Annotated in this window: 22 protein-coding genes; 14 read left to right on the forward strand and 8 right to left on the reverse strand. The window is 70.0% G+C overall.

From position 1 onward, the window contains the following. The first annotated feature begins 19 nt into the window (after positions 1-19). Entirely contained in the window at positions 20-1,057 is a 1,038-nt protein-coding gene (locus tag R2J76_RS04495; RefSeq protein WP_316414607.1) for a GAF domain-containing protein, read from the forward strand. Here the strand turns inward: R2J76_RS04495 and R2J76_RS04500 are convergent, their stop codons facing one another. The 5 genes from R2J76_RS04500 to R2J76_RS04520 all read right to left on the reverse strand — a co-directional run bounded on the left by R2J76_RS04500 (position 1,058) and on the right by R2J76_RS04520 (position 5,159). Further along, a complete protein-coding gene (locus R2J76_RS04500) occupies positions 1,058-1,705 on the reverse strand; it encodes a cytidylate kinase-like family protein (protein ID WP_316414608.1) in 648 nt (215 codons plus the stop codon). It abuts the gene before it with no gap. A 273-nt stretch (positions 1,706-1,978) separates the two neighbouring features. Beyond that, positions 1,979-3,118, reverse strand: coding sequence for an iron-containing alcohol dehydrogenase (locus R2J76_RS04505; protein ID WP_316414609.1), 1,140 nt, complete (start codon positions 3,116-3,118; stop codon positions 1,979-1,981). Positions 3,119-3,132: 14 nt separating this feature from the next. Beyond that, positions 3,133-3,630 (reverse strand): molybdopterin-guanine dinucleotide biosynthesis protein B, encoded by a 498-nt coding sequence (gene mobB / locus R2J76_RS04510; protein ID WP_316414610.1) that lies wholly within the window; start codon positions 3,628-3,630, stop codon positions 3,133-3,135. 24 nt (positions 3,631-3,654) lie between these two features. Beyond that, positions 3,655-3,909, reverse strand: coding sequence for a sulfurtransferase TusA family protein (locus tag R2J76_RS04515; protein ID WP_316414611.1), 255 nt, complete (start codon positions 3,907-3,909; stop codon positions 3,655-3,657). Further along, positions 3,906-5,159 (reverse strand): DUF438 domain-containing protein, encoded by a 1,254-nt coding sequence (locus R2J76_RS04520; RefSeq protein WP_316414612.1) that lies wholly within the window; start codon positions 5,157-5,159, stop codon positions 3,906-3,908. The genes R2J76_RS04515 and R2J76_RS04520 overlap by 4 nt, the downstream gene beginning before the upstream one ends. Before the next feature lie 162 nt (positions 5,160-5,321). On the opposite strand from R2J76_RS04520, the gene R2J76_RS04525 reads away from it, so the two are divergent. Then, on the forward strand, positions 5,322-8,096 hold the full coding sequence (locus R2J76_RS04525) for a putative Ig domain-containing protein (RefSeq protein WP_316414613.1): 2,775 nt from the start codon (positions 5,322-5,324) through the stop codon (positions 8,094-8,096). Positions 8,097-8,131: 35 nt separating this feature from the next. On the opposite strand, the gene R2J76_RS04530 is transcribed toward R2J76_RS04525, so the two are convergent. Further along, positions 8,132-8,317, reverse strand: a complete 186-nt coding sequence (locus R2J76_RS04530; protein WP_316414614.1) for a hypothetical protein — start codon at positions 8,315-8,317, stop codon at positions 8,132-8,134. A gap of 397 nt (positions 8,318-8,714) precedes the next feature. Here R2J76_RS04530 and R2J76_RS04535 point away from each other — a divergent pair, with 397 nt between their 5' ends. The 11 genes from R2J76_RS04535 (at position 8,715) to R2J76_RS04585 (ending at position 21,087) form a co-directional block, all read left to right on the forward strand. After that, positions 8,715-11,120 (forward strand): Ig-like domain-containing protein, encoded by a 2,406-nt coding sequence (locus R2J76_RS04535; RefSeq protein ID WP_316414615.1) that lies wholly within the window; start codon positions 8,715-8,717, stop codon positions 11,118-11,120. Between the two features lie 36 nt (positions 11,121-11,156). Beyond that, a complete protein-coding gene (locus tag R2J76_RS04540; protein ID WP_316414616.1) occupies positions 11,157-12,488 on the forward strand; it encodes an OmpP1/FadL family transporter in 1,332 nt (443 codons plus the stop codon). 311 nt (positions 12,489-12,799) lie between these two features. Then, positions 12,800-13,639 carry an ATP phosphoribosyltransferase gene (gene hisG, locus R2J76_RS04545; protein ID WP_316414617.1) on the forward strand — a complete coding sequence of 280 codons (840 nt, stop codon included), beginning with the start codon at positions 12,800-12,802 and terminating at the stop codon, positions 13,637-13,639. Further along, positions 13,636-14,607, forward strand: coding sequence for a pyridoxal phosphate-dependent aminotransferase (locus R2J76_RS04550; RefSeq protein ID WP_316414618.1), 972 nt, complete (start codon positions 13,636-13,638; stop codon positions 14,605-14,607). The genes hisG and R2J76_RS04550 overlap by 4 nt, the downstream gene beginning before the upstream one ends. Next, the gene (hisB, locus tag R2J76_RS04555; protein ID WP_316414619.1) at positions 14,604-15,164 is read left to right on the forward strand and encodes an imidazoleglycerol-phosphate dehydratase; all 561 of its coding nucleotides are present in this window, start codon (positions 14,604-14,606) and stop codon (positions 15,162-15,164) included. The genes R2J76_RS04550 and hisB overlap by 4 nt, the downstream gene beginning before the upstream one ends. Then, positions 15,161-15,745, forward strand: coding sequence for an imidazole glycerol phosphate synthase subunit HisH (gene hisH / locus R2J76_RS04560; protein WP_316414620.1), 585 nt, complete (start codon positions 15,161-15,163; stop codon positions 15,743-15,745). Before hisB ends, hisH begins: the two co-directional genes overlap by 4 nt. Beyond that, positions 15,736-16,491, forward strand: coding sequence for an imidazole glycerol phosphate synthase subunit HisF (gene hisF / locus R2J76_RS04565; protein ID WP_394366783.1), 756 nt, complete (start codon positions 15,736-15,738; stop codon positions 16,489-16,491). Before hisH ends, hisF begins: the two co-directional genes overlap by 10 nt. Further along, on the forward strand, positions 16,485-17,753 hold the full coding sequence (gene hisE / locus R2J76_RS04570) for a phosphoribosyl-ATP diphosphatase (RefSeq protein WP_316414622.1): 1,269 nt from the start codon (positions 16,485-16,487) through the stop codon (positions 17,751-17,753). Before hisF ends, hisE begins: the two co-directional genes overlap by 7 nt. Continuing rightward, positions 17,747-18,991, forward strand: a complete 1,245-nt coding sequence (gene hisD / locus R2J76_RS04575; protein ID WP_316414623.1) for a histidinol dehydrogenase — start codon at positions 17,747-17,749, stop codon at positions 18,989-18,991. The genes hisE and hisD overlap by 7 nt, the downstream gene beginning before the upstream one ends. Before the next feature lie 145 nt (positions 18,992-19,136). After that, positions 19,137-20,318, forward strand: coding sequence for a GGDEF domain-containing protein (locus R2J76_RS04580; protein WP_316414624.1), 1,182 nt, complete (start codon positions 19,137-19,139; stop codon positions 20,316-20,318). Between the two features lie 61 nt (positions 20,319-20,379). Further along, a complete protein-coding gene (locus tag R2J76_RS04585) occupies positions 20,380-21,087 on the forward strand; it encodes a cytidylate kinase-like family protein (protein ID WP_316414625.1) in 708 nt (235 codons plus the stop codon). Here R2J76_RS04585 and R2J76_RS04590 read toward each other — a convergent pair whose 3' ends face one another. After that, complete coding sequence (locus R2J76_RS04590; RefSeq protein ID WP_316414626.1) at positions 21,088-21,336, reverse strand: hypothetical protein; 249 nt, start codon at positions 21,334-21,336, stop codon at positions 21,088-21,090. Positions 21,337-21,559: 223 nt separating this feature from the next. Here R2J76_RS04590 and R2J76_RS04595 point away from each other — a divergent pair, with 223 nt between their 5' ends. Beyond that, complete coding sequence (locus R2J76_RS04595; RefSeq protein WP_394366784.1) at positions 21,560-22,522, forward strand: serine O-acetyltransferase; 963 nt, start codon at positions 21,560-21,562, stop codon at positions 22,520-22,522. Between the two features lie 278 nt (positions 22,523-22,800). Here the strand turns inward: R2J76_RS04595 and R2J76_RS04600 are convergent, their stop codons facing one another. Then, on the reverse strand, positions 22,801-23,457 hold the full coding sequence (locus R2J76_RS04600; protein ID WP_316414628.1) for a MarC family protein: 657 nt from the start codon (positions 23,455-23,457) through the stop codon (positions 22,801-22,803). Positions 23,458-23,519 lie beyond the last annotated feature (62 nt).

The following is a 23,519-nucleotide window of genomic DNA, read 5'->3' on the forward strand; positions in this document are numbered from 1 at the left end:
CCATTCCGGAGGTTCCGGCATGATCGAGTCCACCCACGACGGCAATCCGCTCCTCACCTGGGGGGGCGCGCCCCACTTCCGGTTCCGGGACCTGCTCCACCGGCTCTTCTCCATGGCCAACCAGGGCTTCCTGCGCCTGGAGTTCCTCCAGATGGCCACGGGCTCGATCCTGGAGTTCCTGGCCTGCGATGTGCTGGAAGTGTGCCTGGAGGAGGGCGGCAAACGGTACCGCTGCCGGGCGGAGGCGGGGGAGGGGGGCCTGCGCTTCTATTCCGGCCTCGATGCGGGGGACCCTGCCCAGCTCCCGGACCAGATCCTGGCCTCGGTGCTGCGGGGGCAGTTCCTGGCCGCCTCCCCCTTCTCCACCCGGGCCGGGAGCTTCTGGACCAGCGATTCCTCCCGCCCGGTGCTTCTACGGGAGAACGGCCGCCACGACGCCCAGGCGCATTCCGTGGTCATCGGGGGGGACTACCGTTCCCTGGCCTTCGTGCCCGTGCCCGTGGACGAGCGCATCCGGGGCGTGCTGCACCTGGGGAGCCGCAAGGCGGACCACTTCACTCGGAACGATGTGCAATTCTTCGAGGGCGTGGGGGAGACCCTGGGCGTGGCGGTGGCCTTCCAGGCCGCCCAGTGGGCCCTGCGGGAACGGGTCAAGGAGCTGGACTGCCTGTACGGCATCGCCCAGGTTTCCCAGCGGGACGGCGGCACCCTGGACGACCAGATGCAGGCCATCGTGGAGCTCCTGCCACCCGCCTGGCAGTACCCCGAGCTCACCTGCGCGCGCATCCTCCTCAATGGCAGGTGCTTCGACACCCCGGGCTTCCAGGAGACCCCCTGGCGCCAGGAGGCGGGCCTGGTGGTGGCGGGAAAGCTCCGCGGCGCCGTGCGGGTGCATTACCTGCGGGAGATGCCCGCCTTCGACGAGGGCCCCTTCCTGCAGGAGGAGCGCAACCTCATCGAGGAGGTGGCCCACCAGGTGGGCCTGCTGGTGAACCGCGGCGAGGACGCCCTGGCCAAGGCCAAGCTGTTCCACATGCTGGAACAGCGGCGGGAGTGATCAGGCCTCCCGGCCCAGGCCGAAGCGCAGGCCGGCCTCCTTCACGATGGCCTCCACGCAGGCCTCGGGGCCCAGGGCCGAGGGGTCCAGCACCAGGTCGAAGTGCCGGGGATCCCGCCAGTCCGCGCCGGATATGGCCCGGATGAAGCCGGCCCGGCCCCGGTCGGAGTCCTCGATGGCCGCCAGGGCCGCGCGCCGGTCAGCGACCTTGTGGCGCCGCATCAGGGATTCGATGCGGAATTCCAGGTCCGCGTGGAGGCTCACGTGGAGGGCGTCCGGCCGGTCCTTCAGGGCGATGAAGCCGCCCCGCCCCACGATCACCGAGGGGGCGTGTTCCACCATGCGCTGCATCACCGCCCGCTGCACGTCGAAGAGATCCCGGCTGTAGATGGGCACCTCCTTCAGCAGGGTGAATGGCGCCTCCGGCGAACCCAGGGCGAAGATCGTCATGAGCCAGTCCTTGAATCCGCAGGGATGGTCCTCCTGGTGGGCGAGGCTGGCCACGGAGTGCCCCATGGCCCCCGCGGCGAGGCGGAGGATCCGCCGGTCGCAGAAGTGCCACCCCAGGCGCCGCGCCACCAGGAAGCCCACTTCCGTGCCGCCGCTGCCGAGGCTGCGGGAAATCGTGATGGCGGGGTGGCTCGTCATGGACGCCTCCATTCCCAGTTTTCGCCCCTGCGCGCCGGTTGTAAATCGACATTTCAAATCGCCGGCCTATTCCGATCTCCTTCATCCCCGAGATCGGCGTTCATCCCTGTTACGCAGGGCCAAGGCGTGGATGGGTCGGCGCCCGCGGGTGACGACTGCGCCGACTCATGCCTTCGCCGGCCCTGCTCAACCGGGATGAACAGGATGTAAAGGATGAACGGGATGGAGTTCCGATGCCCATCGAAGACGGCCGAAAGGCCTGGGCACGTGCGCTTAGAGCGCCCTTTCCAGGACGCGGCGCGACACCTCCAGGGTGACGTCCCTGCGCTCCCCGAGGGCGGTCATGCCGTGGGTTTTCAGGGCCTCCAGCAGGGCCGGGATGGCGTCGGGGCTGACGCCGTAGTCCTTGAGGCGGGTTTTCACGCCCAGGCTCTCGAAGAAGGTGCGCGTGGCTTCGATGGCTTCGGCGGGGGATTCCAGGCCCCAGACGCGGTCGGCGTATTGGACGAGCTTGGCCTTCTTGGCCTCGAATCGCTCCTCCAGCATCGCCGGCAGCACCACGGCCAGGCTCTGGGCGTGGTCCAGGCCGTGGAGGGCCGTGAGCTCGTGGCCGATCATGTGGGTGGCCCAGTCCTGGGGCACGCCCGCGCCGATGAGGCCGTTGAGGGCCAGGGTGGCGGCCCACACGAAGGCGGCCCGGGCCTCGTAGTTCTCCGGTTCCGCGAGGGTCCTGGGGCCGACGCGGATCAGCGTGCGCAGGATGCCCTCGGAGAATTCGTCCTGCATGGGGGCATCGGCGGGATAGGTGAGGTACTGCTCCACGGTGTGCACGAAGGCGTCCACGATGCCGTTGCCGATCTGGCGCGGGGGCAGGGAGTAGGTCTTCTCGGGGTCCAGCACGGAGAAGCGCGGGAAGAGCAGGGGGCTTCCGAAGGGCAGCTTGGCCCCGATGGAGCGGCGCGTGATGACGGCGCCGCTGTTCATTTCGGACCCGGTGGCGGGCATGGTCAGCACCGTGCCGAAGGGCAGGGCCGCCTTCACGGGGGCCTTGCGGGTGACCAGGTCCCAGGGGTCCTCCCCGGTGAAGGGCACGGCGGCGGCGATGAACTTGGTGCCGTCCATGACGGACCCCCCGCCCACCGCCAGGAGGAATTCCGCCCCGGTCTCCCGGGCCAGCTTCACCGCCTTGCAGAGGGTCTCGTAGCTGGGATTGGGCTCGATGCCGCCGAATTCGGTCACCACGGCGTGCCGCAGGGCCTCCCGCACCTCCCCGAGGGTGCCGTTGGCCAGGGCGCTGCCGCCGCCGTAGGTGACGAGCACGCGCTGGCCCGCGGGGATCTCCTTGGCGAGGTCCTGGATGCGGCCCTTGCCGAAGAGGATCTTCGTGGGATTGCAGAAGGTGAAGTTTTGCATGGGGTTCCTTCGCTTCAGGCGAGGCCCGTGTGGGCCAGGATGAAATCCGCGATGGCCGCGGGGTCGTTCAGGTCCAGCTGGGGCAGGGCCAGGTCCGGGAGGGGCTGGTCCGTGGCCACGGCGACGATGTCCGGGTCCCCGGGGCAGAGCAGGGGCCGGCCCTCGGACTTCCGGTGGATCTCCAGCTTGGGGTGGGGATGGGTCTTGAAGCCCTCGATGAGCAGGAGGTCCACGGGGGTCATGCGCTGGATCAGGGATTCGATGGAGGGTTCGGGCTCCTCGCGGGATTCGTGCATGAGCACCCAGCGGCTGGAGGTCACCACCAGCACCTCGGAGGCGCCGGCCTCCCGGTGCTGGAAGGAGTCCTTGCCGGGGCGGTCCACGTCGAAGCGGTGGTGGGCGTGCTTCATGGTGGAGACCCTGAGGCCCCGGGCCCGCAGGAGGGGCAGCACCTGCACCAGGAGGCTGGTCTTGCCGCTGCCGCTCCACCCGACGATGCCCATGACCTTCATGCCGCCCAGCCTCCGTGGATGATCCTAGCCTGATTTCCGGATGCAGGTGTGGAAGGCCCCGGGCCCCCCCTCGCACCACACCTCCATGCCCAGTCCGCGGAAGACCTCCAGGAGGGGCGCGGGCTCGAAGGTGCTCCGGAGCTCCACGATGGACCCGGGGGCGCAGGCGTCGAGGGTGTCCCGCACGGCCTGGAGGGGGTGGACCCCCTTGGCCAGCATCGCGGTGACATCCACGGAAAGGATCACCTGGGCGGGATCGAACCAGGGGGGAAGGGTCATAGGGCCTCCACGGTCTCGTCGTACTGGAGGAGCCTGCGCTCCCCGCTCAGGGCGCGGAGCCGGCTCAGCTCCTGGGTGACCTCCAGGGTCCCCAGGTACTCGCCGGCCTCGTTGCGCACGGCGAAGTAGCGGATGTGGACGAACTTCCCGCCCATCTGGATCCAGAATTCCGCCACGCTCTGGCGGCCCTCCCGGAAGTCGGCGAGGATTTTCTCCACGATGGCCATGCTCTTGGGCGGATGACAGTTCTGCACGTCCCGGCCGATGATGGCCCGGCTGCGGGCGAAGATCCGTTCGGGGCCCTCGCTGAAGAAGCCCACCCGGTCCTGGGCATCCACGAAGGTGAGGTCCACGGGCAGGGCGTTGAAGATGCCCAGCAGCTGCTCGAAGGAAAGGGTGCCGCTGGGGAACTGGACGGCCTTGGCCGCGGGCAGGTGGAGCGGGTCCTGGGGCAGGGTGGACTCGGGGGGCCGCCACCCTTCGGCCGGGGCCACCAGGCACCATCCGTAGGCCTGGCTCTGGCTGAACACCTCCCCCCATTCCTCCTCGGTGAACAGGTGCAGGGCCATGGGGAAGAGGATCTTCTCCTCCTTGTAGATCATGGATTCCAGGGCATCCAGGGCCGGCGCCACGGCGGACGCGGCCAGGATCTTGAGCTCGGCCCCGCAGAGGGTCTCCTCCCGCAGGCCCGCCATGGCCCCCTTGAGCTGGGCCCTCACCTCGTCGTCCTTGCCCCACATCACCTTGGAAGGGCCGGTGTTGCCGTGGCGCTCCAGGATGGTGAAGACGAGGTGCTCCTTGCGGCTGTAGTGCTTCTCCACGTCCATGAGGGGGGCCAGGGCCTCCAGGAGGGCCAGGCGCTCCGCGGCCGGGGTCCCGGAATCGGGCAGGGCCGCGCAGGCCGCGGCGCGCCGCCGGGCCAGGTCCGCGGCCTGCTCCAGGGCGCGGTTCTCCCGCTGGAAGGTGTCCACGGGGTGCCCGGGCAGTAGGGCCGGAGGGGCGCTGGGCTTGGCCATGACGTCCTTGAGCACGTCGGCGTGGAGGTCGCACATGCTCCGCACCTGCTCCGGGGAGAGCCCTTCGGCCATGAGCTGCTGCTCCATGGCCGCGATCTCGTTGGCGTCCACCTCGGAAACGATCCCCTTGAGCCGTTCCCGCACCGCCTCGGGGGCCTCGCCCGCGTGGAGGTGGAGGATGACCTCCTTGAGGGTCTTGATTCGCAATTCCTGGTTGTTGATGAGTTCGCTCATGTTTCCCGTCCTGGATCCCACTATCGGGCGGCGCCGGGGGGGCCGCCTTGACGGAGGTCAATGGCCCGGTTTTCCCTGGCGGCTGATCAATAAACAATTAATATGGGAAATGGCACCCTGGAATTCCTATACTGGATTGGCGATCTCTGCCGCGGGGGCCCAATGCGACGTTTCCCTTGGACCGGCCTGTTCCTGGCCGGCGTTGTCCTTCTTCACCCCGGTTGCGGCGGCGGAGGCGGGACGTCCACTCCGCCCGTCAAGAGCCCCGCCGGCCTCGCCTACGCCACCAATCCGGCGGTCTTCACCGTCGGGCTGGCCATCACCAGCGACCTGCCCTCCTCCACGGGAGGGGCCCCCACCCGATACAGCGTCGCGCCCACCCTGCCGGCGGGCCTGAACCTGGACGCCACCACCGGGGCGGTGAGCGGAACCCCCAAGGCCGTCACCCCCAGGGCCACCTACACGGTCACGGCCTCCAATTCCGCGGGCGGCACCACCGCCGACCTCGTCATCACGGTCAACGACGCCGCGCCCGCGAGCCTGGCGTACACCACCCCGTCGGCCACCTATCCCCGGGGCGCCGCCATAGCCGCCAACGCCCCGGTCACCACCGGCGGCACGCCCAATGCCTACGCGGTCCAGCCGGCCCTTCCCGCGGGCCTGACCCTCAACCCCGCCACGGGCGTGATCTCCGGCACGCCATCAACCGTCACTCCGGCGGCCTCCTATGTCGTGACGGCTTCCAACGATGCCGGCTCCGTGACGACCACCCTCACCCTGGCCGTTGCGGAAGTGGCCCCCGCCGGCCTCACCTACACGGTTACCTCGGCGGCCTATCCCCTGGGGATCGCCATAGCGCCCAACAGGCCGTCCTTCAGCGGGGGCGCGCCCACGGCCTACGCCGTCACTCCGCCCCTTCCCGCGGGCCTGGCCCTGGATCCCGCCACCGGCGTCATCACGGGAACCCCGAGGACCGTGACCGCCCCGGCCGCCTATGTCGTCACGGGCTCCAACCCCGCCGGCAGCTCCCAGGCCACCCTCACCCTTTCCGTGGTGGATCCGCCGCCCCAGGGCCTGACCTACGCCGTGACCAACGCCTACTATGCGGTGGGCACCCCCATCACGCCCAACACGCCTTCGGTCACCGGAGGCACCGTGGCCTCCTACTCGGTCAATCCGGCCCTGCCGGCCGGAATCGGCCTGGACCCGGTCACCGGCGTCATCAGCGGAACCCCCAGCGCCACCGCGGCCCGGGCGACCTACACCGTCACTGCCTCCAATTCGGGCGGCACCTCCTCCGCGGCCCTGACCATCGTGGTCTACCCCCCCGGCCCCACCCTGGACCTGTCCGTGGCGGCGATCGAATTCACCCAGAGCACCCAGACCCCCGGCAACACGGTGCCCATCATCGCGGGCAAGAACGGCCTCGTCCGGGTCTTCGTGGTGGCCAACCAGGCCAATTCCGCGGCGCCCTCGGTGCGGGTCACCCTCACGAACAACGGAACCGCCGTCGCCGGGTATCCCAAGACCATCCCCGCTCCGGGCACCAGCACCCCCCTGGCCCTGAGCGAGGGCGCCCTGGCCTCCAGCTGGAACCTGGCCATCCCCGGCTCGGACCTGACCTCCCCCACCGGCAGCGGCTTCGGGATCCAGGCCACCGTCGACCCCGCTGGGCTCGTGCCCGAGGGGGACACCACCAACAACACCTCCCAGGTCGCCTTGGCCCTCAACACGGTGCCCACCTTCCGCACCACGATCTTCCCCGTGGTGCTCACCAGCGGCACCGCCAGCGTCACCGAGACCAACAAGAGCACCTGGGTGGCCCGGTTCGCGAAGATGTGGCCGGTCGCCGACGTGGACGTCCAGGTGGGGAGCCCCTTCACCAGTTCGGTGGCCACCCTCAGCTCCACCGATGACACCACCTGGAGCCGCCTCCTGAGCGACCTCCGCACCAAACACCAGGCGGACGGCGCCACGGACCGGTACTACTACGGGGCCGTGACGACCCCGTATGCCAGCGGCACGGCCGGGCTGGGGTACGTCGCCGGGGTCACCTCCGACTACTCCGCGCGCACGGCCATCGGGTGGGACAAGGCTTCCGGATACGCCGACGGCGGACTCTATCCCGAAGTCTTCGCCCACGAGGTGGGGCACAACCTGGGGCTTTCCCACGCCCCCTGTGGGGTCACCACCTACGACACCAGCTACCCGTACTCCAATGCCCTGATCGGCGTCTGGGGCTACGACAGCGTCAAGAACGTCCTGGAATCCCCCACCACGGTGGTGGACGTCATGAGCTACTGCAGCCCGGTCTGGGTGAGCGACTACAACTACAAGAAGGTCCTCGCGACCCGCACCGCCACCGGCGCCCTGGTGGCCGCCGCCGGCGATGTGGCGCAGGAATGCCTGATCGCCCGCGGCATCGTGCACAAGGACGGCACGGTCGAACTGCTCCCCGGATTCCGCACCCGGGCGGTGCCGTCCACCGCGGTTGCCCAAGGGGATCTGCGGCTGGAGGGCCGGGACGCCGCCGGGAAGGTGGTCCTGACCACCCCCCTGGCCACGGAGGAAGCGGGCTGCGACCCGGGTCCCCACGAACGGCACTTCTTCGTGGCCCTGCCCGTGGCCTCGGCCGACCTGGACGCCCTGGCCGACCTCCGGGTCCTGCGGGACGGCAAGGTGGTGGCCACCGGCGTCCCGTCCGTGGCCGCCGCGGCGGAACCTTCTCTGCGCCGCATCTCGGACGCCGAGGTGGCCCTGACCTGGGACGCCTCCACCCGGCCCGCCGTGATGGTCCGGGACGGCGGCACCGGGGAGGTCATCGCCATCCTCCAGGGCGGCCAGCAGACCTTCCGCACCACGGCCCGGTCCCTCGACCTGGTGTGGAGCGACGGCGTCAAGGGCCATACCACCCGCATGACGCAGGTGGAACCCTAGGATCCCGGCCAAGTAATCGTCCGGGACACGGACGATTACTTCGCCAGGCCCACGGGCTGGAACCGGGTCAGGAGGGTCTTGAGGTTCGCTTCGCGGACCTCGAGGCCCAGCTTGAAGTCCATGTTCCGGGCGTGGTGGATCTCCACCCGCGTCTCCTCCAGCTCCTTCACCAGGAGGAGCTTCAGGAGTTCCGCTTCCTGCTCGACAAGTTCCACGTTCATGGCGCCCCCCTCGAACCGGATGGGCCGGGTTGTGCGGTTCCGGGGGGAAGCGTACGGTCCCCGTCCGGCTTGCGCAAGGACCCGATCCAGTCACGAACCAGGTCCACGGCCTGGCTCCGGGAGAGGAACACCGACATCCCCCCCTCCAGGAACGTGTCGAACGGTTCTCGGCTCAAAGGCGTCAAGGGCGGATTCATTGGGCAGGGATTCTACCAGATATCAATTTGAATCGCGGAGGCGAGATTAAAACGACCAATGCATCGTCTTATCGCCTTGAAAAACAAGCCGATTTTCGGGATTTTTTTGTGGAACGGACCCCGGAAGCCGTTTACGCTCGGGACCCAATCCATCAACCCGCCTCCCGAGGTGAAGAATGAATTCCCTCCTTCGAACATCGATGATCTGTGCGTTCCTCCTGGCCCTGGCGGGCTGTTCCTCCCGCCAGGAACCGGTGCCGAACCCGGCTCCGGACGTGAGCACCAACGCGGCGGCTTTCGATCCCTCCACGGGTGACGTGCCCCTGCCCAATATCCTGGCCACGGCGGCGGCGGCGGACCCCTTGGCCACGCTCACGGCGGGCACGTCCATGGATCCCGCCAAGGCCATGGCCTACATCAACAAGTACGAGGTGGGCGGCACCAACGCGGTGGCGGGGGTCAACGCGCCCATCTACCTCCACTTCTCGTACCCCCTGCAGGCCTCCACGGTGACGGCGGCCAATATCAAGGTCTTCCAGCTCACCCCGGACGCGGGGGGCACGGAGAACAATGCGCTGGGCTTCACGGACGTCACGGGCATGTTCACGTTCAAGTACCCCGCGGGCGGAACGGACCTTTGGCTCTTCCCGTCCTTCCCCCTGACGCCAGGCACCCGCTACCTCTACGTGGTCACCAGCCGCGTGAAGGACGCCGCCACGGGCGGCGCCGTCATCCCCTCCGTCTATTTCAACTACCTCAAGTCCACGGCGCCCCTGACGGGCGCCACCGCGGCCCTGGAGCCCATCCGGGCCAACGTGACCTCGGGGCCCGCGATCCTCCTGTCGGGCTACGCCAAGGTCATGGACGACCTCATCGCCGCCGCCGGGACGACCACCATCACCTCCCGGGGCGACATCGCCCTCATGGGCCGCTTCATCACCTCGGGCGCGGGCTTCATCGCCCCCAACCCCGCCAGCCCCTCGACGCTGATCCCGGTGGAGTCCGCCCTGCGGGCCTTCGCCGCCGGCGCGGCCCTGGGCGGACTTCCCGGCAAGACCTGGGACAACTCGGTCACCGTCACCGCCACCTTCACCAAGGGCAACGCCAATCCCCTCCTGGACGTGGGGGCCTTCTGGCAGGGCGCCACGGGCGCTCCGGCCAGCTCCGTGCCCGCCACCCTCGGGACCGTCGTCCTGGGCACCCTCAAGACCGCCTTCCTCAACATCGACCCCGTGCTGGCCCGGGCCAACGCCGCTTCCATGGACCTGGGCGCCGTGACCGGCGCCTTCAACCCGGCCTCGGGCGTCGTGCAGCCCTTCCGGGGCGCCGGGGGCGCGCTCACCGGCTACTACCACGTGGCCGCCGACATCCCCTTCATCTACATCGCCCCCGACGCCGCCGCCCCCGCCGGCGGGTACCCGGTGGTCCTGTACCAGCACGGCATCACCAGCCAGAAGGAGACCGTCGTGGGTCTCGCCCAGACGCTCACGGGCGGCGGCTTCGCGGCCCTGGCCGTGGACCTCCCGCTCCATGGCGCCCTGGCGCCCCCCGCCCTGGCCATCGCCGCCGGCGACAGCGCCGCGGTGAAGGCCCAGAAGCAGGCCGGATGGGGCCAGGCCTTCATGGCCGTGGGCGCGCCGCTGGCCACCCGGTCCAACATCCAGCAGGCCGCCTTCGACCTGCACCGCCTGGAGCTGGTCCTGGCCACCCACGGCTTCGACGTCCTGGGCGCCAAGGCCCCGGCCACGACCAAGGCGAAATTCGCGGGCATCAGCCTGGGCTCCATCGTGGGGGCCTACTACCTGGCCGGCAACACCACCCTCTCCACCACCGCCCCCGCCCCCTACACCCAGGCCACCCTCGCGGGCGACATGAAGGGCTTCCTCAGCGTCCCCGGGGCGCGCACCGCCTACCTCATCCAGGCCAGTCCGGCCTTCGGCGCCACCGTGGACGCGGGCCTGGCCCAGGCGGGCATCGCCAAGGGGAGCGTCACCTACAACGCCTTCTTCCAGGCCACCCAGACCGTGGTGGACACCGCCGATCCGGCCACCATGACCACCCCCCTGGCGGCGGGATTGCCCAGCCGGCTTTCCGGGCGGGTCCTCATCCAGGAGGCCACCTCCGCCACCTTCGACGCCGGCGGCAACCCAACCGACGGCGACCTGGTGATCACCAATCCCTTCACCCGCTACCTGGGCAACGCCCTGGGGGGCCGGGCCGTGCTGGGCACGCCGGCCGCGGCCGCCGTGGCCCCGGGCTTCTTCCAACTGGGCTACGGCACCGCGGACCGGATCCCCTCGACCTTCCTCTACACCCTCAACGGGACCGCCCCCGCGCCCAAGACCCAGCCCGCGGCCCAGCTCCCCACGGACACCACCCCCGTCGAGGGGTACTTCCAGTTCGACCAGGCCGGCATCGGCCACGGCGGGCTGCTGGATCCCACCCACCCCGCCAACGCGGCCCTCATGCAGAAGCAGATGCTCTTCTTCCTGGGCGTGACCGGGACCTCCATCGCGCTGGATCCCACCCAGACCGCCGCGGGCCTGGTCCAGGGGATTTCCGCGGATGTCCAGGTGCCGGCCATCTGGACCATCCTCGGCCACTGATCCGATCCCCCCATGCGAACCCGGAGTCCCCTTCCCATGACCAAGCGCGTCCTTTCCTCCCTGACCCTCTTCCTCGCCATGGCCTCCACCGCCTCGGCCTCGGGCTTCATGCTCCGGGAGCAGAGCGCCTCCGGCCTGGGAAACGCCTTCGCCGGCGCCAGCGCGGGCGCCCCGGACATCTCGTCCCTCTTCTGGAACCCGGCGGTCCTGCCGCTCTTCCAGGGGGGGGAAGTCTCCCTGAGCGGGTCCTGGATCGGCATCCACATGGATCTCTCCGGCGCCGCGGGCTCCCGCTCGCCGGTGTTCCAGCCGTCCTCCCGGCCCATTTCCGGGCCCCCGGACCTGCCCAACGCCACCAGCCAGCCCATCCTCCCCGGCATCTACGCCCACTGGGCCCCCAACGACAAGGTCCACCTGGGCCTGTCGGTGAACGTCCCCTTCGGGCTGGTGACCAACTACCCCGACGACTTCATCGGCCGGTACCACGGCCTGCGCACCGACCTCAAGACCTACGACATCGCCCCCAGCGTGGCCTTCCGGGCCAACGACGCCTGGACCTTCGGCGTGGCCTTCGTGGCCCGCAAGGCCGACGCCACCCTCAGCAACGCGGTGGACTTCGGGGCCATCGGCAACGCCCTGGGGGTTCCCGGCTTCACGCCCGGGAGCGCCGATCGGGTCGCCACCCTCAAGGGCGACTGCTGGGCCTACGGCTACAAGGCCGGCTTCACCTACCAGCCGTCCACGGACCTGCGCTTCGGGGTGGGCTACCAGGGCAAGACCACCCTGAAGGTGAAGGGCAACATCACCTACGACACCGTCCCCGCCCCCTTCAACACCACCTTCGTCAACGGCGGCGGGGCCGCGGACGTGAACCTGCCCGCCACGGCCTCCGCGGGCTTCACCTGGCAGGTGACGCCCACCTTCAGCCTCCAGGGCGAGGCGGCCTGGACCGGGTGGTCGGACTTCAAGGAGCTGCGGGTGAAGTTCGCCTCCGGCCAGCCCGATTCCGCCGTGGACGAGAGCTGGAAGGATTCCTGGTTCGTGTCCGTGGGCACCCTGTGCAGGATCTCGCCCGAATGGGCCTTCCGCTTCGGGCTGGCCTACGACCGCTCCCCGGTGGACAACGCCCACCGCACCCCCCGCATCCCCGACGCGGACCGGAAGTGGGTCTCGGCCGGCGTGTCCTGGACGGTCTCGAAAATGACCACCGTGGACTTCGGCGCCACCCAGATCTTCGGGCAGCAGGTCCCCCTGGGCCAGGTGTCCGGCGTCTCCCAGAGCGATCCCAACTTCTTCCGGGGCGGCCTCACCGGCAGCTACAAGGTGGGGGCCACCATCATCGCCCTGGGCGCCAAGTTCCGCTTCTGACTTGACGGGCAGGTTCCCGTGGCGCAAGATGGGACCTTCTGAGGTATCCGTGACCGTCCTCGCCCTCCATCATCCCCACCATCGCGCCTCCCACGGGGCGGCAGGGGCATGCGGCAGGCGCTGAACGAAACAAGGCGACCCAGCACGAACCCCCCGGCCGACCCCCGGGGGGTTCTCGCATTCAAGGGACATTTCATGAACCAGCCCATCCACCATCACGCCCATTCGCCCCATCCGGGCTAGGCCGGGCCTTGCAAGCCTGAACCCTCGCCCCGGAGAACCTCCGGGGCTTTTTCTTTTCTGGAGAGAACATGGACACGATCAACCTGGCGATTCCCAAGGGCCGCATGGCCGAGGGGGTCCTTCGCCTCATGGAGGACGCCGGCTTCAAGGTGCTGGCCAACGGCCGCAATTACCGGCCCGCGTGCGCCGATCCCCGCTTCCAGCTCAAGCTGCTCAAGCCCCAGGACATCGTCCGGATGGTGGAGCTGGGCCGGCACGACCTGGCCTTCGCGGGCCACGACTGGGTGGTGGAACTGGGCGCCGAGGTGGACGATATCCTGGACACGGGCCTGGACAAGGTGCGCCTGGTGGCCGCCGCGCCCCGCACCGGCCTCTCCACCCTGCGGAGCCGGCGCATCGTGGTGGCCAGCGAGTACGAGCGCATCACCCGCACCTGGCTGGACAGGGAGGGCTTCGACTACCTCTTCGTGCGCAGCCACGGCGCCACGGAGGTGTTCCCCCCCGAGGACGCCGACATGATCGTGGACAACACCGCCACGGGCAGGACCCTGGTGGAGAACGACCTGGAGATCGTGGACACCCTCCTGACCTCCTCCACCCGGCTCATCGCCAATCCCCGCCTGGGCAAGCGGGCCGAAGTGGACGAGCTCCTCCTGCTCCTCAATTCCGTCCTGGACGCCCGCAAGCGGGTGATGCTGGAGATGAACGTGGCCGCCTCAAACCTGGACGCCGTCCTGGGGATCCTGCCCTGCATGCGCATGCCCACCGTGATGCCCCTGGCGGGGGAGGGCGGCTTCGCGGTGAAGTCCGCCGTGCCCGCCAAGGAGGTGCGCCGCCTCATCCCCCTCCTCAAGGCCGCCGGCGCCACCGATATCCTGGAATTCTCCTTCAGCAAGGTGGTGTCATGAGCGCCGGCGAACGCTACCCCGAGGGCCGCGGGTCCTTCATCCGCATGGACTTCAACGAGGGGCCCGCGCCCGGGCCGGATCTCCTTTCGGTGGACCTGGGCGACTGCCTTTCCCGCTACCCCGAGTACGGCGCCCTCAAGGAATGCGCCGCCCGGGCCTACGGGGTGGAACCGGAATGCCTGGTGCCCGTCAACGGGGCCGATGAGGGCATCCTGCTCCTCCAGAGGATCCTGGCCGGGGGCGGAATGGTGCTGCCGGTGCCCGCCTTCTCCATGTACCGCGTCTACGCGGACCAGCTCGGGGTCCCCATCACCGAGGTTCCCATGGACGCGGACTGGGACCTGGACGTGGAGGGCGTGCTGGCCGCGGAGGGCTCCATGGTGGCCCTCACCAGCCCCAACAACCCCACGGGGCGCCGCATCTCCGAGGAGGCCCTCCTGCGGATCCTGGCCCAGGGCCGGCCCGTGCTCCTGGACGAGACCTACGGTCCCTACTGCGGGCAGGACTTCGCCGGGCTCCTGGGGGCCTGGCCCAACCTGGTGATCGTGAGGACGCTGAGCAAGGCGTACGGCGTCCCGGGCCTTCGCTGCGGGTTCATCCTCGCCTCCCGGGAACTGGCGGAAAGGCTGGACGCGGTGCGCTCCCCCTTCAACGTCAACGCCGTCGCCGCGGCCCTGGGGGTCCGCCTCCTGGAGCGGGACACCCGGTTCGGGGACCGCGTCTCCGCCGCCGTGGCCGCGCGGCGCGCCCTGCAGGACCGGCTTGAGGGCGCGGGGTACCGCACCATCCCGTCGGACGCCCATTTCTTCCTGGCGGAGCTCGGCCCGGGCGCCGCGGCGAGGCTCCGGGAGGCCAACATCCTCGTGCGGGACATGGGCCCGTCCATGGCCGGCTGGTGCCGGGTGAGCGTGGCCTCCACCGCGGACGCCGCCTGTTTCGAGACCGCATTCCTGGGAGGCCGCCCATGACCCGCTTCGAACGCATCACCAAGGAGACCCGGGTCGTCCTGACCCTGGGGTCCGGGGGCGCCGTTACCACGTCCCTGCCCATGCTCACCCACTTCCTGGACCAGCTCAACCTCTACGGGGGCCTGGGCCTCGCCCTGGAGGCCGAGGACCTCATGCCCCTGGGCGACGGCCACCACCTGGCCGAGGACGTGGCCATCGCCCTGGGCCGGGCCCTGGACGCGCACCTGGGGGGCCGGGAGGGCCGGGCCCGCTACGGCCAGCGCCTGCTGCCCATGGACGAGACCCTGGCCACCGTGGCCCTGGACATCGGCGGCCGGCCCTACCCCGTGGTGGACATCCCGTTCCCGGCCCCGGTCCTGGGCGGCCTGGCCACGGAGAACATCATCCACTTCTTCCGCACCCTGGCCCTGGAGGGCCGCTTCACCCTGCACCTCAAGGTCACCGGGGAGAACGCCCACCACATGGCCGAGGCCGCCTTCAAGGGCGTGGGGTTCGCCCTGCGGGAGGCCATGGGCGAAGGCGACGGCCTGCGCTCCACCAAGGGGGTGCTGCGGTGATCGGCATCGTCGACTACGGCTGCGGGAACCTCCGGAGCCTGGAGAACGCCCTGGAATTCCTGGGCCTGGAATCCCGGCGCGTCTCGGCCCGGGAGGACGTCCTGGCCATGGACCGGCTCATCCTGCCGGGTGTGGGGAACTTCGGCCACGCCGGGGCCGAACTGGCCCGGCGGGGCCTGGGCGCCTCCCTGCGGGAACGGGCCGGCCTGGGCCGGCCCCTGCTGGGCATCTGCCTGGGCATGCAGCTCCTGTTCGAAGGCTCGGAGGAGGCGCCGGAGACCGAGGGCCTGGGGCTCCTGCCGGGGCGCAGCGAGCTCTTCGCGGACCCGGCCCTCAAGGTGCCCCACATGGGCTGGAGCGCCGTGGAATTCGGGGAGCTCTCCGGCGCGGCCTACTTCGTGCACTCCTATTTCCTGCCGGGCCTCTCCGGCGACCGCCCCGCCCAGGTGGCCACGGCCCGGTACGGCCGCCCCTTCCTGGCGGGCTTCCGCAGCGGGAGCCTCGCCGGCTTCCAGTTCCACCCCGAAAAGAGCGGCGCCTACGGCCTGAACCTGCTCAAGGAGGCGCTCGCATGGTCATGAAGCGGATCATTCCCTGCCTGGACGTGAAGAACGGCCGGGTCGTCAAGGGCGTCCAGTTCCAGAACCTCAGGGACAGCGGCGACCCCGTGGAACTGGCGGCGCGCTACGACGCGGAGGGCGCCGACGAACTGGTGTTCCTGGACATCACGGCGGGCATCGAGAAGCGCGACACCGCGGTGAGGATGGTGGAGGCGGTGGCGCGGGAGGTGTTCATCCCCTTCACCGTGGGGGGCGGCATCCGCACCGTGGCCGACGCCGAGGCCCTGCTCATGGCGGGCTGCGACAAGGTGGCCGTGAATTCCGCCGCCGTGCGCCGCCCGGAGCTCATCACCGAACTGGCCACGCGCTTCGGCAGCCAGTGCGTGGTCCTGGCCGTGGACGTGCGGCGCCCGGCCTACGGGATCCTGGTGGCCGTGGACGCGGGGAGGACCCTCACCCAGCTCACCCTGGGGGCGTGGCTGGCCGAGGCCCAGGACCGGGGCGCCGGCGAGGTCCTGCTCACCAGCATGGACCGGGACGGCACCGGATCGGGCTACGACCTGGACGTGCTGCGCCGGGCCTCCCGGGGGCTGCGGGTCCCGCTCATCGCCAGCGGCGGCTTCGGGGAGGCCGCCCACGCGGTGGAGGCCTTCGGGGCCGGCGCCGACGCGGTGCTGGCGGCGGGGATCTTCCACACCGGCGGCCTCACGGTGCGCCGGCTCAAGGAACAGCTCGCCCGGGAGGGCGTGGAGGTGCGCCCATGCTGATTCCCAGCATCGATCTCATGGACGGCAAGGCCGTGCAACTGGTGGGGGGCCGCACCAAGGTCCTGGAGGTGGAGGACGTCCTGGGGCTGGCCCGGCGCTGGCGGGTGTACGGCGACCTGGCCGTCATCGATCTGGACGCCGCCCTGGGCCAGGGCGACAACCTGGGCCTGGTGAAGGAGCTCTGCGCCGTGGCCCGGTGCCGGGTGGGGGGCGGCGTTCGCACCCCGGAGCGCGCCCACGAGCTGCTCCGGGCGGGCGCGGCCTCCATCATCCTGGGCACCGCCGCCTCCGAGGAGCTCCTGAAGAAGCTCCCCCGGGAGCGAACCCTGGTGGCCGTGGACCAGCGGGCCGGAAAGCTCCAGTCCCGGGGCTGGAAGGAGGACGAGGCCGAGGCCCCCCTGGACCGCCTCCGGCGCCTGGACCCCTTCTGCGGGGGCTTCCTCATGACCGTCGTGGACAAGGAGGGCCGGCTGGAGGGCGTGGACTGGGAGGCCGCCAAGGCCGCCCGGGCCGCCACGAAGCTCCCCATCGTCTACGCCGGCGGCGTCACCACGGTGGAGGACGTGGCCGCCCTTGACCGCCTGGGGGTGGACGCCCAGGTGGGCATGGCCCTGTACAAGGGCCTCCTGGATCCCGCCGGGGCCTTCCTGGCCTGCCTGGACTGGGACAAGCAGGGCGGGCTCATCCCCGCGGCGGTCATGGACGAGGCCGGAAGGCTGCGCATGGTGGCCTACGAGAATCCCCAGTGCCTCCGGGAGGCCCTGGAGCGGGGCAGGGGCGTCTACTGGTCCCGCTCCCGGGGCGGGCGCTGGGAGAAGGGGGAACAGAGCGGCCACGGGCAGGAGCTCCTGCGGGTGGAGGCGGACTGCGACCGGGACACCCTGCGCTTCGTGGTGCGCCAGGAGGGTCCCACCTGCCACACCGGAAGCGGCACCTGCTTCGGCCGGGCCGAATTCGCCCTGGCCGACCTGGAGGCCACCCTGGGCTCCCGCCTGGAGGAGGCCGCCCCGGGCAGCTACACCGCCCGCCTCTACCGGGAGGAGGGCCTCCTGGCCGCCAAGCTCCAGGAGGAGGCCGCCGAGATGGCCGAGGCCGCCACGCCCGATGAACTGGTGTGGGAGGGGGCCGATCTGCTCTACTTCCTCATGGTCCGGCTCGCCAAGGGCGGGGTTCGCATGGAGCAGGTGCTGCGCGAACTGGAACGCCGGGCCACCACCGACACCCGCAAGCCCGGCAACGCCAAAGGAGCGCCCCGATGCTGAAGACCCTCTCCTTCGCCAAGGCCATGGACCAGGCCGGCACCGTGTTCCCGCCCGTGCCTCCCGAGGTGGGAACCATCCTGGACGATATCCGCCGGCGCGGCAACGAGGCCGTGTTCGACTGGGCCCGCAAGCTGGACGGCTTCAAGGGCGGCCCCTTCGAAGTGGATCCCCACAAGGTCCGGGAGGCCCCCGGCAAGCTCCACCCCGAACTGCGCGGCCACCTGGAGGAGGCCATCCGCCGGGTGGGGATCTTCGCCCGGGCCCAGAAGGAGAGCTTCCGGGACTTCAGCACCGAGGTGGACGGCATGGAGCTGGGCCAGCGGGTGCTGCCGGTGGGCCGCGCCGCGTGCTACGCCCCCGGGGGCCGCTACCCGCTGCCCAGTTCCGTGATCATGGGCGTGGTCCCCGCGCGGGTGGCGGGGGTCAAGGAGGTCCTCGTCCTCAGCCCCCGCCTCCACCCCGTGACCCTGGCCGCCGCGGCCCTGGCCGGCGCCGACCGGGTCTTCGACCTGGGCGGGGTGCACGGCATGGCCGCCGTGGCCTGGGGCCTGGCGGGGGTCCCCCGGGCCGACCTGGTGGTGGGCCCCGGCAACCGCTTCGTCACCGGCGCCAAGCGCCTCCTCTACGGCGACGTGGGCATCGACTTCCCCGCGGGCCCCAGCGAACTCCTGGTCATCGCCTCCCAGGGGGCCCGTCCCGCCTGGATCGCCGCCGACCTCCTGGCCCAGGCCGAGCACGACCCCGACGCCCGCCCCCTGCTGGCCGTCTTCGACGCCGCCCTCATTCCCGCGGTGAACGGCGAGCTCAAGGGCCAGCTGGCCGCCCTGCCCCCGGATTCCCCCGCCCGGGACAGCCTGCGCAACGGCTTCGCCGTGCTCCTGGCCAACGACGCCGAGGCCGTGGCCCTGGCCGACGCCCTGGCCCCCGAGCACCTGGAACTCCAGGGGGCCCGGGCCGAGGCCCTGGAGGGGCGCTTCAGCAGCTACGGCAGCCTCTTCGTGGGGGAGGACGCCGCCGAGGTCTTCGGGGACTACGGCAGCGGCACCAACCACATCCTCCCCACCTCGGGCGCCGCCCGTTTCACCGGCGGCGTCTCCGTGGCCACCTTCCTGAAACTCCTCACCTGGCAGCGCACGCTTCCCGGGGGCCGCCAGCCCTTGGCCCGTCAGGCCGCCGCCCTGGCCCGGGCCGAGGGCCTGACGGGGCACGCCGCCTCGGCCCTCAAGCGAAGCGAGTGAGGCCCCGTCTCGGACGAAATGGATATGAGCTGGAAATAACATCTTTTTTTTACCGTGGCGTCATTGGGGCTATTGACCTGGCAAGGGGCGGAACCGAATATTGAACTTCCACACGTTCAAAGGCCGGCCACCCCACAGGAACCCCATGACCCCGCCGCTCGCGGCCATCTTCGCCCTGGACGTCCGAACCGTCCTGGTGCTCCTCTTCACCGGGAACGCCGCCATGGCCGGGCTGATCTTCGTGTTCGAGGGGTTCACGGCGGAATCCGGCCACCGGCATCCCCTGCGCTGCTATGCCCTGGCCCGGCTCCTGCAGTCCCTGGCCTGGTTGCTGATGCTCCAGCGGGGGGTGCTGCCGGGCGCCTTCACCGTCCTGGCGGCCAACAACCTGCTCCTGGCGGGCTTCTTCATGGAATCCCTGGTGGCGCTGGAATTGGCCCGCATCCACCACCCCGGTGCGCGCCGGATGCATTTCGCCCTTTCCTTCGCGGCGTTCCTGGCGATGAACCTGGCCACCGCCTTCCTGAGGGCCCCGGGCTACCGCACCGCGGCCACGAGCCTGGGGGTCGCGGTCTGCATGGCGATCCCCTCGGTGCTCTTCGTGGTGGATCCCCGGGAATCGGCGTTCCGCCGGGTGCTGGGGGCGGGCAACCTCACCTTCATCGGGGTCCTGGCGGCCCGGGGCGTCCTGGCCGGCTTCGACCCTTCCTTCAATCTCTATTCCACGGGCCTGGTGCAGAGCCTCACCTTCTTCCTGCTGATCCTCATGATGGTGCTGGGCGGGGCGGTGGTCCTGCTCATCGCCAAGGAGGACGCGGACCGGGAGCTGCGGGAACTGGCCACCCAGGACTCCCTCACCGGGCTATCCAACCGCCGCAGCTTCAGCACCCAGGCCGCCCGGGTCCTGGCCTACCACCAGCGGTACGGCCTGGAGGCCTCCCTTCTCTTCATCGACATCGATCACTTCAAGGCCGTCAATGACCGCCACGGGCACGCCGCCGGGGACCGGGTGATCCTGCACCTGGCCGCGGTGCTGCGCCGCACCATCCGCGAATTCGATCTCCACTGCCGGTACGGCGGGGAGGAGTTCGTGCTGCTCCTGCCCAATTCCTCGCTGGCCGAGGGCCTCCACGTGGCCGAGCGCATCCGGGAGGAGGTGGGCCATGCGGGATCCGCCACGGTGCCCTACACCGTCAGCGTGGGCCTGGCCGCCAGCCGTGCCCAGGCCCGGGATCCCCTGGAGGACCTCCTGGCCCGCAGCGACGCTGCCCTCTACCGGGCCAAGCAGGGCGGCCGCGACCGGGTGGAGGTGGATGGCGCCGCCTAGGAGCCTATAATAGCGGTGGTCCTACGGAACGAGTCCCTGCCTGCATCCCAGGAGGCGCGCCATGAAGCCCGGATCCAACCTGCCTTCCAGCGTGGAAGAACGCATGTCGGGATGGGTGGCCATCCAGGAGCGCCGCATGCGCGCCCCCCTCCCGGTGCGGTGCGGGCCGGTCATCACCCTGTCCCGGTCCTACGGGTGCGAAGCCTTCGCCGTGGCGCAGCGCCTGCAGGAGCTGTTCGCGGAAGGGGGCGGCGAGCCCTGGAGCGTGTTCGACAAGGCCCTCCTGGACAAGGTGGCCCAGGACGAGGGCATCGCCCTGGCCCTGCTGGACGACCTGGGGGACGCGACCCGGTCCCTGGAGGCCTTCGGTTTCCATCCCCGGGGCGGCATCACCCACGACGAGCTGTTCGACAAGGTGGCCGCGGCGGTCCTGGCCATCGCCCGCCAGGGCAACGCCATCATCGTGGGGCGGGGCGGGGCCATCCTGTGCCGGGGCCTGGACAACGCGTTCCACTTCAGGCTGGACGCCAGCCACGGGTGGCGGGTGGAATCCCTGGTGCGCCGCACGGGCATCAGCCGGGCGGAAGCGGAACACCTCATGAAGCAGGAATCCCGGCAGCGGGAGCAGTTCATCGCGGAGCGCCTGGGCGCCAATGTGGCCGATCCCGCCTACTATGATGCGGTGTTCAACAACGAACGGCATACCGCCCGCCAGGTGGCCGCGGCCATCCATGCCTATGTGCTGAGCGCCCGGCCCGTAAGCGCCTGATCAGAACCGGAACCCGCCCGGGGGGCCGGAAAGGTCCCGGGGGGACCTCTGGAGGCCCGGGAGGATGAGGTGGAAGGCCTCCCCCGGCTTCTCCGGGCGCCGGAGTTCCCCATGGCCCTGGGTGAGGGCGATGGGGCGTTGGGCCGGGGTCGGCCGCAGGTCCCCCCAGGGCGGGCCGTTGCGGAGGTGGGGGTGGAGCATCCACGTGGTGGTGAGGTAGAGCATGATCCACCCGGTGCGCATGGGCATGGTTCCTCCTGGAGCCGATGGGGTCCTGCCTGGGGACTTAATAAACCAATAATAGTCTCCCCGCAAAAATTGGCGAGGGGCAGGGAACAAAATATCTTCTGGATGCACCTTTGCCGCTATTGCTGAATTTCGAAATAATATGATTTTCATAATCGCGAAGGCCCGCCCCGGTGTTCCTTGGCGCGTTGTGTATTCTGGATCCTCAACTTCCCCGAGGATCCCCATGAACCCAGGAACGCGACCGGAACCAGGGAATCCCGCTGCGCTGGGTCCCCTGGTGGAAGCCCTCTGCTGCGCGGGCATGGGCTGGGAGGGGGCCCACTCCAAGCCCAACCTCCGCCGGGAATTCCCCTCCCGGCAGGCGGTGGTGGACCTGGTGGAGGACCTGAGGTCCGTGCTCTTCCCGGGCTACTTCGGCCCCTCGGAGCTCACGGCGGAGACCATGGGCTTCCACGCCGGCGCGACCCTGGACCGCATCCTCCACGGCCTCCAGGAACAGATCCGCAGGGGCTTCTGCGCCACCTCCGGCAACGGCGGGGAGGCCTGCGACGGCCAGGACCACGCCCGCGCCCTGGCCGAGGCCTTCGTTTCCCGCCTTCCCGACGTGCGCCGGATGCTGGGCACCGACGTGGAGGCCGCCTACGAGGGCGACCCCGCCCTCACCAACCCCGACGAGGCCATCTTCTGCTACCCCGGGATCCTGGCCATCACCAGCCAGCGCCTCGCCCACGAACTGCACGTGCTGGGGGTCCCCCTCATCCCCCGCATGATCACCGAGCACGCCCACAGCGTCACCGGCATCGACATCCACCCCGGCGCCCGCATCGGCGAGGGCTTCTTCATCGACCACGGCACCGGCGTGGTCATCGGCGAGACCACCATCATCGGCCGCAAGGTCCGCCTCTACCAGGGTGTCACCCTGGGCGCCAAGAGCTTCCCCCTGGACGAGCACGGCAACCCCATCAAGGGCGTGGACCGCCACCCCATCGTGGAAGACGAAGTGACCATCTATTCCAACGCCACCATCCTCGGCCGCATCACCCTGGGCCGCGGCTCCACCATCGGCGGCAACGTCTGGCTCACCCAGAGCGTCCCGGCGGGAGCCATGGTCACGCAGCTCTCCCAGTACACCGCGACCCAGATCCACGGCGCGTACAGCCCCTCCTGGTCGTCCTGGATGATCTAGAGTGGGTCGGCAAACCCTAGCTGCCCTGAAACCGTGATGAAGGGGCTGTTCCAGGTTGAGGGGATCCCAGTTCATCCCCTCGATCGGCGTTCATCCCGGTTTCCGCAGGGCTGACGCAGAGGTGTGTCGGAGCGCATGTCCCTCGACGTCCTCGACCCAAAGGTGGCGACAACTCCCAGCGAGGTTCAAACGGGGATAAACAGGATCCAGGGGAAAAGGCAGGATAAGGAACGTCAGGTCAGAGCTGGAGCCAGATCACTAGCGATTCAGGACCTAGGTTAACTTTCCGCCGTCACAACGGGATTCCGGATCTCCTTGGCGACTTCCTTTACGCCGTTGATGAGGAACTGCATGGCCACCGCGGCCAGGATCAGTCCCATCAGCTTGGTGACGATCTTGGTGCCGGTGGGGCCCAGCCTGTCGGTGATCCAGCGGGCCTGCAGGAGGAACAGGTGGATCAGCCATCCGTTGACGAGGATCGCGGCCAGGAGCACCAGGGCCTCGGAGATGCTCAGGCCGGCGATGAAGCCCATCACGGTGGAGATGGTGCCGGGGCCGGCCAGCATGGGGATGCCCAGGGGGATGATGGCGATGTCCTCGCGGGCGGTGCCTTCGGCGTCCTTCACGTGGGGGTCCTCGCCGTAGAGCATGCCGAAGGCGGACCACATCACCAGGAAGCCCCCCACGAACCGCATGGCCAGGGAGGTGAAGCCGAAGACCCCGAAGACCACCTTGCCCAGCAGGGCGAAGCCCACCATGACGCAGGTGGCCGTGAAGCTGGCCCGGAACGCGGTCTGGCGCACCCGCGCCCGGTCCCACCCGGCGGTGAGCCCGGAGAAGATGACGGCGGCGCTGGTGGGGTTGATCACCGAGAAAAGCGACGTGAACACCCCCAGGGCGAAGGCCAGCGTGGGGAAGGGGCGAAGGTGGAACATGGGGGGATTCTACCCTGGATACGGCAGGCGCCCGCGGCGGGCTTGCCGCGGGCGCCAAGGGT

The sequence above is a fragment of the Mesoterricola silvestris genome (assembly GCF_030295405.1).
In the GTDB taxonomy this organism is placed as follows: domain Bacteria; phylum Acidobacteriota; class Holophagae; order Holophagales; family Holophagaceae; genus Mesoterricola; species Mesoterricola silvestris.